The 13,107-nt window shown below is 53.6% G+C and carries 3 protein-coding genes; all 3 read right to left on the bottom strand.

Features of this window, described 5'->3' with window-relative positions; all coding sequences use genetic code 11:
- Positions 1–31: 31 nt before the first annotated feature.
- Positions 32–5,404 (bottom strand): ATP-dependent helicase, encoded by a 5,373-nt coding sequence (locus tag FWG96_00020; protein MCL2031657.1) that lies wholly within the window; start codon positions 5,402–5,404, stop codon positions 32–34.
- A gap of 177 nt (positions 5,405–5,581) precedes the next feature.
- Entirely contained in the window at positions 5,582–6,880 is a 1,299-nt protein-coding gene (locus FWG96_00015; GenBank protein ID MCL2031656.1) for a DUF4143 domain-containing protein, read from the bottom strand.
- A gap of 1,112 nt (positions 6,881–7,992) precedes the next feature.
- Positions 7,993–12,909: a hypothetical protein gene (locus FWG96_00010; protein MCL2031655.1), complete on the bottom strand. Its 4,917-nt coding sequence runs from the start codon at positions 12,907–12,909 to the stop codon at positions 7,993–7,995.
- Positions 12,910–13,107 lie beyond the last annotated feature (198 nt).

Genomic DNA, 13,107 nt, shown 5'->3' with positions numbered 1-13,107 from the left:
GACTTTCCCCGCGGAATATGCGGCGGCGGCCTCAGATGGCGCCGGGATTCGTCTTCAGATAAAATTCAGACACGTCCCAGTCCTCTTCTTCCTGGGCCTTTTTCTCCTCTATCTTCACGCCGAGGGATTTGGCCGTCTCTTTCATGTGCCTGTATGCCTTCTCGCTGCCTTTGAAATTCTCTACCTTTGCGCCGGAAGACGATATCTTCCCGGAGAAACTCCCTATTATCTTCGTTCCGTCAAATACCACGCACTCCGTCGCGCCGCATTCTCTTTTGATCATGTCGCGCAGATAGATATGCAGGTTGTCCTGGGTGTTCAGCAGGAAGGTCTCCGTGAACGGCTCCGGTTTGGTCTCCGCATCCTCCTTCAGCATCCATCTGGGCGTGGGGTCGTCATTCACGAGGAATCCTTTGACCAGGAAACCCTCCTCCTCCAGGTCGGACAGCGTTCTCCTTACCATTGACATTCTGACCGAAAGGAATTGAGCCAGCTCTTCGGCGGAGAACGTGCCGAAGTCTTTGAAGTGCCTTCTTGTTATGGCTCTCAGCGCCTCTTCTCTGCCCAGACCGCTCGGCGGCACTACGTAGTAGAAAGAATCCTGATCCTGGCATAGGGCGGACGCTTTGGACAGTTCGGAGATCAGCTCCAGGGTCCTTTCCTCCGAGAACGGAGAGTTCGAGACGATCTCTTTCCTTGATATTGGCTGCCTGTCGCGGATCAGCGCCGCGATCGTCCCGGCGTCGCGGTCCTGATCGGCGGCTTTTGCGGAGCGGTAGAAAGGGGCGAATTCGGCCGTGGTGTATCCCACGTAGCCGGGCAGCAGCGACATCCTGAGAAGCCCGCCTCCGCCCAGTATCTTCTTGAACGGCACTTTCTGAGATACCCTTGTCACCATCTCCTGATCGTTCCTTATGTATCCTCTGGCCTTCACGGCCTCGCCGACCGTGGAGAACTTGGCCGACTTGGAGATCCTCTGCCTGAGGAACACATAGCTCAGGTGCTCTTCGTCAGACATCGTCCTGTCTATGAAGTCCCCTTTCGCATAGAACCCGTTGACAAACCTGTACCCGTTATCCTTCAGGCATTTTACCTTATCGTCATCAAGTTCCGACGCGTCCTTGCCCAGGATCTCCCTGACCCTCACGATGTCCACCCCTTTCATGTTGAAGAATCCCATGAGGCGGTCCAAGGCCGCGAGCACTTCCGGCAGAAGGTCGGGCGAGTCCATATCCATGCTCCTTACCTCGATGCAGCCGGACATCTCCCATATCTCCAACGCGCCCACGACCTTGTTGCCCTTGGTCGCCGGATAGATCCACCTGTCCCCGTACCTTGCGGAAAGCTCCGCCCATTTTGACCCCAGGTCCGGGTCGAACAGCGACCGTATGGTCAGCGTCTCCTTCCTGTTCCTTACCTTTGATATCAGGGGAACCTCCTCGGGCATGATGTACATCTGGCTCTGTCCGTTACCGACGAAGATCGTCACCGCTCCCGCCGATACCGCCAGCCTCTCGGCCTCATCGGCGGCCAAGCCGAGGAGGAAACGCAGGGCCTGGGCGGGTATGGGTCCGTAAGAGAGTATGTACTCGCGTACAAGCTCTTCCGTCTGATCCGTCGCCGGCCTTTCCGGATAGTACGGTTTGTAAGTGTTCTCGGTGCCCCAATCCTCCCTGTCGGTGAACGCGCGGATGATCATCAGGGAACGGTCGAGTCTCTGGATCGATTCCTTGATATCGTTCTTTTCCCCGCCCGTCGCGGCGACCAGCTGCCTCATCGTCGCCTGCCCCATCCCTTCGATAAGGGAAAGCAGCTCTTTATCGGAAGATGTGATCTCCGAGGGCCTCAGGGCCGCAAGTCTGTCGCCGTCCTCGGACAGCACATACCTCACCCTTCCTCTTATGAACCTCCCCAGAAGCAGCCTCTCGGATTCTCTCAGCCCGTACCATTCCTCAAGGCTGAAGTTCTTGACCCTGTTGTAGACGTCTATCTCGCTTCCGGCGGAGCCGTAGAATTTGAAATAATCCTCAATGGTGCCGAACTGTTCCCCCTTGGTCCTTCTGTATTCGTCGACCGTGTCAAAATCGTAGATGTTCTCCTTACCGGCCCTCAGCCTCATGCGGTCGATCATTTTCATGTACTGCGGGCTCTGAGACACCAGGAACTGCCCCCTTACCGCCTCTTCGCTGTTGACCAGAGAGTCCAATGCGGACTGGGCCTCCTTCTCGGTTATAGAGAGAGCGAACGCGACCTCTGGGACAGTGGACGGGGCGAAACAGCCCAGGTATCTGAAGACGATCTCGTCCAAACACTTATCTTTGTCAAGCGGAGGATAATCGGCCTTTGAGAAGTACCATTTGTTGTTCGCCGTGATATCCGTCCTTGTCACCAGGTACATGGACTCCAGCTTCCTCATGGACCTGAACGTCACGTCCTCGCTTATCTCCAGGGCGGCGGTTATCTCGCTGAGCGCGGTCCCGTTCCCGACCCGTTCGAGCACTTTGACGTCAATGTCATTCAGCTCCCGTTCTTTGGCGGTCGCCGCGGCGTATATGGGTACTTCGGACCTCACCATTATGTGCGGCTCGTCAAGGAATACCGTTCCGATCGCTCCCTCTTTCAGAAGTTCCCTCACCCATTCGTCGACGACCTTCTTGTCGTCGTCGCAGTATGAATAGATATTGCGGCCCCGTTCTCTTATGGCTTGGAGCGGCCCCGTTCTCATGAGCAGGGGAACGATGTCGTTCTTCGACGCTATGCGCCCGATCTTCTGCCTGAAATACGGGATCACCTGATCCTCGCTGAACTCGAACTCCTTCACGGAATCGCCGAGCGCTCTGTGAAGGACCTTCCTGTGAAGTTCCTTGAGCAGCTCCGATCTGTCCTCCATGAGGACGATATCGGAGAATCCCGACAGGATTATGGAGTGGGCGAACGGAGAGGGTGTTCCGCTGAACGGGAACACGTCCACGCCCATCTTTCCGTTCTCTATCATCTCTAGGACCTCCGCTGCGCTCTTGATGTCCATGTCGTCCTCGAGGACCTCGCGGTATGTTTCCTCGATCACGGGGACATTTTCCATATTGCCGAGCATGTCCAGAAGGTACGATGACCTTACCTGCTGCCTGTTCACGGAGATTGGTCTTCCCAGATAATTCCTCAATATCATGAAGCTGCGGGCGGCGGTGTGCCTGAACCTGAGTTTGAATATCTCCGAGTCCTTTATCGCTTTCCTAAGTATCGGGTCCAGTTCCCGCGACGAAAGAAGCCCCGGTATCTGTCCGATGTCGATCTTTCTGGGGGTTCCGATCATGAAGTTGTCATCCGACATCGTGACAGAGACGTTAGAACCGATCATGTTCGACAGCCGGTAAGCATATCCTCTTGACAGCGCGTCGTTCACCCTTCTTCCGAAGGGGAAGTGAAAGATTATCCTCTGGTTCCCGGACGGGTCTATGTATTCTTCTATCGCCAGCCTGTCGATGTCCGGTATGCTGCCGGTCACGGCCTTCTGCTCTTTGAAATAGGATATCAGGCTCCTTGCCGACCCCTCGTCTATATCCAGATCATAGCTCAGCTTGAGTATCAGGTCGGCGGGCTCGTCCGATATCAGCTGAGACATCTCCTTCCTGAAAACGGCGACGTCCATCGAGAGGTCGAAGCTTCTCGGAAGCATCTCTCCCGCCCACGAGGGGACCGTGGGCTTCCTTCCGGTGGCCTCTTTGACATGCGCCACCATCCCTTTTGATCTGACGAACTCGAGCGACCTTCCTCCGAGGACGAACACGTCCCTCGGAGCGAGCCTTTCGACGAACTTCTCCGACAGTTCCCCGGCGACGCTGCCGTGGTTGGTCACCACTCTGTAGTTAGCCTCTTCGGGTATGGTGCCCAGGTTCATCAGGTATATCATCCTGGCTCCTTTCTTCCTGCCGAAGGTGTTGTCTTCCTCGTCGTACCATATCTTGGAGTAGACCCCTTCGTGCTCGTCCTTGCTTCCCAGATATCTCAGGACATCCGTGAAGCTGCCTTTGCTGAGGTTCCTGTAGCAATAGGATCCCTTAACAAGATCGTACGCGGCGTCCGCGTCCCATCTCTTGTCCAGACTCATCCCCACGACAGCCTGGGCAAGGACATCAAGGCAGTTCTCGGGTATGCTTACTCTGTCAATGTCCCCTCTGTGCGCTGCGCGGCACATCACCGCGCATTCGACCAGATCGTCCGGGTCGAAGACTATGAGCCTTCCCTTCGCGACCCTGCCGAAGCTGTGGCCACTTCTGCCTATCCTCTGCAGCCCCTTGGCGACGGATTTCGGCGAACCGATCTGGCATACGAGGTCTATCGATCCTATATCTATCCCCAGCTCCAGGGACGTGGACGACACCACGCATTTGATCTCGCCCCTCTTGAGCCTCTCCTCGACGTCCAGCCTGGTCTCCCTGCCCAGAGAGCTGTGGTGGACCTCCACGCTTTCCAGGCCTCTCTCTTTCAGTTTGTAGACAACGCTCTCTGCGCCGGACCGGGTGTTCGTGAATATCAGCGTCGTTTCGTGCCGGTCGACCATCTCCTTCACTTTGTCGTACATCATGGAGTTCACGATGTCCGAGGACAGGGCCGTCATATCGTCGGTCGGACATATGACCTTCAGGTCCAGCTCTTTCTTTGAATCGGCCTCCACGAGCGTCACCTCCCTGTGCGCGGCGTCGGCCCCGCAGCCGGCCAGGAACCCCGCTATCGCCTCGATGGGGGCCAGAGTGGCAGATAACCCTATGCGGGAGAAATCGGTCTCGCAGTGGTCCCTGAGACGCTCAAGCGTAAGGGAGAGGAACGCCCCCCTCTTCGAATCGCATATGTCATGTATCTCGTCGAGGATCACCCATTCCACTTTCCTCAGATTCTCTTTGAACTTCGGCGCGGCGAGCATCAGGGCCAGTGACTCCGGCGTCGTGATCAGGATGTGCGGCGGGTGCCTCACCATCTTCTGCCTCTCGTTCTGCGGCGTGTCGCCGGACCTCACCGCCACCTTGATACCGGGAACGTTCATGCCGCGGGCGGCGGCGACCTCTCTCATCTCTGCAAGGGGAGTATTGAGGTTCCTGTTGACGTCATTGGCAAGCGCTTTAAGCGGTGAGATGTAAACGCAGTATATCCTTTCCTCAAGCTTCCCCTCCGCGGCGTATCTGGTGAGTTCGTTGATAATGCTCGTGAAGGCGGTGAGGGTCTTGCCGGAGCCGGTTGGGGACGATACAAGCACGTTCTTCCTTTGGTGTATCGCCGGGATGGCTTTAGCCTGCGGCTCCGTAAGCATATCGAATCTTTCTCTGAACCACGTTGAAATGAGCGGTTCCATCAGATCCATTACCTCTTCCATGGAGTGTGTTCTATTTACCCTCTCCAGCGACCTCATTATGAATCCTTTGCCATTAGAATAAAGCTGTATTTAGAGTAATCGCAACGCCGCTTGGCGTGGTGGCTCTTTGGGAACTCGGCGGAAACGGGAATAGGAGGATAACAGAGCGGGCGCCCGGAAGCATACGCCGGCGGCCGCACTCATCCGTTCCTATACGGCCCTGAGCAGGACCATTCACGTCGGCTGAATGCACCAGAGTGCATAGAACGGCACGCTCTTTATGCCATTGTCAAACCCGAAGTTCTTCGCGGATGCACGTATCGAATATTCGGGCGAATATTTCTTCACGAATTCCTGAAGGCTCTTCGCCTTCACATTGTCGGCGGCCTTGACCTCTATCGGAATTACCTTATCATTCATTTGAACAACAAAATCGATCTCCGCTTTCCCGTTACTTTCCCAGTAGTACGGTTCCAGGCCGTTCGCCGTAAGTTCCTGCATAACGTAGTTCTCGGCCATCGCGCCCTTCGCTCCGCCGGATATGTTCGATCTCTCGCTGAGGATCGTGATCGGCGGTACGCTGCTCTTGGCATTAAGCAGACCCACGTCGTTCATGTATATCTTGTACGACGTGAGATCGACATTGGATGCGAGGGGGATCTCCCCGGCCCCTGTCTTGCGGCATCTCAATGCGATCCCCGCCGACTCCAGCCAATCCACGCCCGCTTCGTAATCCGCAGCTCTTGCGCGGCTGCCGATGACGGAATATTGAAATTTCTTGTTTTCTTTGGCAAGCTGTGCAGGCAGACTGTTGTAGACCGCCCGGGTCTTCACCTGATCGGCCGGACTGGAATATTTACCCATATCTCCAATGTACATTGTCAGTATATCCTGGTGTACCATCGACACGAACACAGGGTCCCTTCTGTCCTTCCATATTGCGACCGCTTCCGGCATACCGCCCGTAAAGAGGTACATCCTGTAGAGTTCCAGCATCTTATCATGTAATGTGAGCTGAACATTCTTTTCGAACGCCTCTTTTATCAGAGGGATCGCCGCGGGGTTCATCTCCGTCAGGAATTCCAGGAATGTCACCGGGTACATAGTAAGTATGTTGACCTTCCCGACCGGGAAGGACGTCGGCTCTCTTACCAAATACGATCCCAACAGACTTCCGGCCGCAATGATATGGTAGTCTGGACACTGTTCATAGAAATATTTCAGCGATGTCATCGCTCTGCCGCATGCCTGTATCTCGTCGAAGAACACGAGCGTCTCCTGCGGCACTATCGTCTGACTCGAAAAACCCTCCAGTTCCGTGACGATTCGTTCCGGATCAAGATCCATGTCGAATATCTTCCGGAGAGTTTCGTTCCCTTCGAAATTGAATACGACGATGTTCGCATAATTCGCTCTGCCGAATTCTATGACAGAATGGCTCTTGCCGACCTGCCTTGCGCCGACAAGGAGCAGGGGTTTCCTGCCCTTGCTGTTCTTCCAATCCAACAGTTTAGGTTCAATGGATCTCTTCATGCGGATGCCCTAATGAGTCGTAGGGCATGATCCGATAAATAAGTTATGTGAAATGAAGACATTATTGGAACCAATAATGTACAATATTTGTACTTTTTATGAACGAACATAACCGTCACATTTATCTGAACGCTTCAGAAAGATCCTGCAGAACGCAGTTAAGCAGCTAATTATTCGTTAGGAAAACGCAGTGAAATAGCTAATTATTCGTTAGGAAAACGCAGGCCAGAAAATACTGATACAAGACATGCTCCTGAATCCCTCACGAAAATGACGTTGGTCTGGATGTCCATACCAGCTAAATTGGCTAAGGACAATAATAAATTTATTTTCAGTCATGTGAAAACAGGTGCCAGGTCGAAGGATTTTGATAATATTTCATTAAAATTATTGCATAATTTGCATAATCTTTTTTAATAAAAATTCATGATAATATCATCCTATCTCGGAAAAAGGACAGATTGCTTTTCGGATTGGCAAATGAAGAACCTATTGGCTACACATATCCTATTCGGCGGAGGAGAAAGAACATGAGCGCAACAGCCGGGCTTCACATCTTCAATAGCCGGTTCTTCCGGGGCTCCTCTCGCCTGATTAATCTTTGGCTGTCTGCGAACGGATATCAAAGCCTATGGCAAGGATCCGTTCGATTCCCGGAAGGGCCAAAAGGACTCTCAAATCGTTCCGTATCCTGAAGAAAGGTTTGACGGCGGCGGAGCGTAACGCCGCCGTTGAGGAGGTCTTACGGTAGAGCCGGTGTTGCGGACTGCCGGTGCGGTATGGGTATCCCGATATTGCCCTCGGGAAAACGGGCCGGCGACGGAAAAACTTAGTAGGGGGGGCTTCTCTGTCGCACACCCCGATACCCTCGGGATCACAGGGGGGTCCCATTTATTTTTCTTGGCTGCGGAACCTCATCACAGCACTTTCTCAATGAAATTATAAATATATAAAGTATTCATTTGAAATACATACTGAATACATGGTAGTATAGATATTTCCTCGTTTTTCGGCCCTTGCGCATATGGCAATGCGGATCATTAATTCATATCCGACTGAGCTTTGGAGTAAAAAAGGAAAAGTTTGAGAAAGGGTTTAAAGTAGCCTGAACGTCAGCGGTGCTCTATGACCAGTCTGTCGATCACGTCCTCTTTCGGTATGACATATTCGCCGTTCTCATCAGGAATGAGATCCTTCCAATGGCCGTCCTCGCCGACGCGGTAGGATACCTTTCCGTAGGAACCGCCCTCTATCGTGAAGCAGTACGGTCTCTTCCTGCGCGCTCTTTCCTTGCCGATGATCGCCGCCTTGGATTCCGCCTTGACGACCTTGATGACCTCATACGTCCTTCTGTAGAAGAAGAGGAACCATATAAGGAAGCCCGCCGCGAGAATCAGCAGGGCGCCCAATATCCACCACAGTAGGGTGTTATCTTCAGAGAAGTAGAGGTCCGCGTATATGTCGTCCACGACGCTGTAGAAGGTAACATCGGATGTCTTGTAGACGGTGCCGCCTTCCCTCCATTCTTCGAACTTGTATCCGCTGTCGGCGACGGCCCTGATGGTAACGTCCGCGTTTCGAGGGATCGATACCGGCGCGGTGTACCTCTCAAACGGCCCCACGCCCACGCGGTACAGTGCATGACCATTACCTTCCACAACCTCAATAGTTAGGGTTCTGTCGGCGGTCGTTGGTGTTCTCCCGCGTTCGCCCATAACTTGTATACTGTGGTTCATGTTCACGTTATGGAAAGTATATGATCCGCTGTCGATAACTGCCTGCGAGAGGTAGTATACGCCGTCCACTATCACCTCAGTGATGTGGGATTCTGCATCGGCAGAGAAAGTGAACGTCATGTCATCTCCTTTCACTACGGATATCTTTCCTTCCGGAGAGATGGAGGTCATGCCGTCAGAGGTTGCGGTTATGATATACTCGAGGATTATGGCGGCGGCCTTCGCGGCGATCAGCTGGTCGTTGTTCCTTATGCTCAGGTCCATGATGTATCCCGGCACGGTGATCGTGTCGTTGCTGGGAACGCCTGTGACCAATGCCGCATCGATCAGGATCAGTGTCTGGCCGGAATAGCCGCCGGGTAGTCCGGATGCCCCCAGCACCTCGGCGGTGCCGATATTTGCGGTGCCTGCGACCGTCGCATATGTGTATTCGAAGGTCGCCGGGTCCTGCGTCGGCGTGCCGACGAAGTTTAGCGTAGAGTTAACATTCGAGCCGATGTTGAAGTTACCGAGGATGCCGCTGGAACCGGCGAATGTCACGGCATTCGTGCCATTGGAGAGGAGCACGTTCCCTATGACGGTGCCCCAGTGCTCAAGGGTAACGGCTCCAGCTAAGGCATATATGCCGTTTATGCCGCCGACAATCAGATCTTCGTTATATATCTCTCCGCCGACGGCAAGGTAGATGCCGTCGTCATTGGTACCTCCGATAATGCCGCCGTTGGTGTTGTCGATATCACCGCGAACGTTCAGGTATATGCCGAAGTCGTCGCCGGCGATGATGCCGCCGTCATTGACGATGTACGTATCGTCGCCTGCGGCCACCTCTATGCCGTTCCCCGCCGTGCCTTCGATGAGCCCGGTGTTATTGATCCCGTCCCCTGCGGCAAGGTTTCCGATGTACACTCCGTCTGCACCGGTTATCACACCGGTGGTTAAGCCGTCGCCGTCATTATCGATAGAGGCCGAAGCGTCGGCGAGGACGCCGTAATCGGTGCCTTCGATCCAGCCCGCATTGTTGACCGTGCCTCTGACGCCTAATCTGACGCCATTCACGTCGCCGGTAATGGTGCCGATATTTGTGCCGCTGACGTTGTTGTTGACCGCAATGCCTGTCCCGGCGGAGATATAGACGCCGTCCGCCGTCGTTCCTTTGATGAGACCTGCATTGCTGACCGTGCCTCCAGCTCCCGATGAGATACCGTACGCGTCGCCGATAATGGTGCCGACATCTGTGCCGCTGACATTGTTGTTGATCACCATGCCTGTCCCGGCTACGATATGGATACCATCCTCTACCGTACCTTCGATCCAGCCGGAGTTGTTTATCTGGTCTCCTGTGACGAAGCTTCCAATGTATACTCCTCCTCCGCCTGTTATCACGCCGGTGGTCGAACTGTCGCCGTTGTTGGCGATAAAGGCGGAAGTATTGGCGTAGACGCCGTATTGGCCGGCCGCAGAGCCGCCTGAAATGATGCCTGCATTGTTGACCGTGCCTCTGATGCTCAATGATACGCCATGATTGGTGCCGGTAATTTTACCGATGTATGTGTTTAAGCCGACGGTGAGGATCTCGTTGTTGATCACAGCGCCGGTCCCGCCGGCGATGTTGATGCCGTTACCCCCCGTGCCTTCGATAAGGCCGGAGTTCTTGACCTGATCTCCTGCGGCAAAGCTTCCGATATGTACTCCGACGGCGCCTTTTATAATGCCTGTGTTAAGAGTGTCGCCGACATTGTCGATAAAAGCGGAAACGGCAGAGTAGACGCCGTTGTTGGCGCCTTCAATGCGGCCTGTGTTGTCGATATTGACGCCGGTCCCGCCGGCAATCCGGATGCCGTCCAATGTCCTGCCTAGGATCAGACCTGAGTTGCTTACGTGGTCCGTTGCGGCAAAGTTCGTGATGTATACTCCGGTGGTACCTCTTATAATGCCGGTGCCGACGCCGTTGCCGTTGTTGTCGACCGAAGCGGAAACGGCGGCGTAGATGCCGTAATTGTTGGTGGCATCGATTATGCCTTCATTGTCGACCGCGCCGTTGATGTCTAAGCGTATACCGTAATTGGTGCCGGTGACCTTGCCGACATATGTGTTCAGACCAACGGTGGTGATCTCATTGTTGATCACGGCGCCGGTCCCGCCGGCGATCCGGATGCCGTTACCCCCCGTGCCTTCGATCAGACCGGAATTATTGATCTCGTCCCCTGCGGCAAAGTTCCCGGCATATATTCCGGCTGCGCCTGTTATGATGCCGGTGTTAAGAGTGTCGCCGACGTTGTCGATGGAAACAGAGTAATTGGAATACACACCGTAATTGCCGCCGATGATGCGGCCTGTGTTGTCGATTTCAGCGGTATCACAATCGGTGAGACGGATGCCGCAGTCGGTGCCTCTGATGAGGCCATGATTTGTTCCGTCGTCGGTGTTGGTGATCTCGACGATGGTGGCGACGGCAGGAATGTCTCCCTTCATATGTATGCCGTCCCCGTTTGTGCCTTCGATCCTGCCGCGGTTATCGATTTTGTTGGTGTTGGTGCTATTAAGTGGGGATGCGATGTCATTGAGATATACGCCCGTCGCACCCGTGATGACGCCTGTAGTTAATCCGTCGCCGATGTTAGAAAGTTGTAAAAGAGAAGAATTGATGTAGATTCCGCTGGTGCCGCCTTCGATGTAGCCTTTATTGATGATCTCTTTGTCCAGGCCGGATCCAGTCACCTGGATACCGTAAGTAACCCCTTTGAGGGTGCCTTCATTGAGGATACTGTAGCTGTTGCCGATTAGGTTATTGATACTTACGGCGTATGAATTCGAGCTCTCAATCCGGCCGCTGTTGTAAATAGCATCGTTAGTGTTCCTAGTGGAGACGTATACGCCCCCTCTGATACTTTCAATAATGCCTGTGCTTATGCCGTCGCCGGTATTGTTGACGCCGCCGCCTCTACTAAGCTGCATGGCATAACCGCCAGGTATTGTAATGCCAGGAGGAGCATAGCGGATGATCCCGTCGTTATTGACAATAACCCGGCACGCTCCGTTGATGGTATTCAAAGAGTTAACAGTAGTGTTACTAATGATGCCCTCGTTGTTGATTGTCATAAGTTTTGTGTCATTAGTGGGTTCCACCGACCATCCAAAAGATATCTGGCCTTCGATCAGGCCAGTGTTATAGAGGATTTCGGAGTCAGGGCGGATGACTTCTAACGCGGCAGGGCCTTGGATTATGCCTGTAGTTAATCCGTCGCCGATATTGTTAATGGAAGCACTGCCCACAAATTGTATGGCATACATTACGCCTGAGATACGGCCTGTGTTGTCAAGCTTGCCTGTGGAGGTGGTGGTGCCGAGGTAGATCGCATAGCCAAGGAGATGGTTGGTCTTGAGATCGCCTTCATTAGTGATATGGACGTCATTTCCTCCAATGATATATATCGCTCCCCGGTTACCTGCTTCGATGTTGCCGGTGCTGCCATTGTAGATGGTGTCTATGCTTCCATCGATGTAATTTGCCTCTATGCCTGAACGGACACCTTTGATCTGGCCCGTGTTGTAGACGCTGGAGGAACCAAGTAACATGATGCCGGTGTCGCCCGATTCGATGGAACCTTTGTTGTAAATCACAGCTCTCATGTCGGGATCTGAGATCATGATGCCTCCGGTGGTGCTTTCTATGCTGCCAACAGTACCGTTTGTAATTTCAACGTTCCCTGGGACGGCGGTATAGATGCCTCCTCCTGAGCTTGCCTCAATAGTAGCCGAATTAAAAACAACACATGAATCATAGATTGTTATGCTACGGGTATTGGTATAAAGCTTACCGTAGTCTATGGCGCCGCCGGCCTTTTGTTGTGTATAAAGATGAAGAGTGACTCCTGGTTCAACGATCACGCCTCCGGGCACGGTCAGAGTATAGTCAGTGCCGATGATTAGCCCCACTTCATCGGTGGCCCCGGTGCCTTTTATGGTCAGGGTGCTGCCCGAACCAAGGTCGATATCGTCCATGACTATGAACCATCCTCCGGCTCCCCCGCCTGTATCTTCAAGATAGTAGTCGCCCGGCCCGCTGTCATCAAAGTCCGTCTGGAGGAGCAGGATCTCAGCATTTTTCAAGACCGGCACCCCGTCCACGTCGATATAGGTAAAGGTGCCTGTTCCTCCCGATACCGTCGAGGCGGGCATTAACAGTGCCAGCGCGGCGACCGAGATCAGCGCCAGAGCCAATACCGCAACGGGCATTGCTCTTTTTCTCTTTGCGGCAACATTGCCGAATTTGTTTTTTGTGATTGTCTGCATTAGTATTCCCTCACACCTTGCATTCTACACCTGTATCTCAGCTATATAATATATAACCGCTACTCGTTTCTGATAAAATCGGGCATAAGCGCATTGCGGGAGCATCTTTTATAATTCGATCATGCGGACATACGATCCATCGGCGCCCGCCCTGACCATCTTCAAAGAGGAGCAACTTGCCCAGGCCGCCATCCTCAA

The organism is Candidatus Methanoplasma cognatum (genome assembly GCA_009777615.1).
Classification (GTDB): domain Archaea; phylum Thermoplasmatota; class Thermoplasmata; order Methanomassiliicoccales; family Methanomethylophilaceae; genus Methanoplasma; species Methanoplasma cognatum.
Note: the sequence above shows the minus strand (reverse complement) of the source record. Positions and strands in the feature narration are given on the sequence as shown.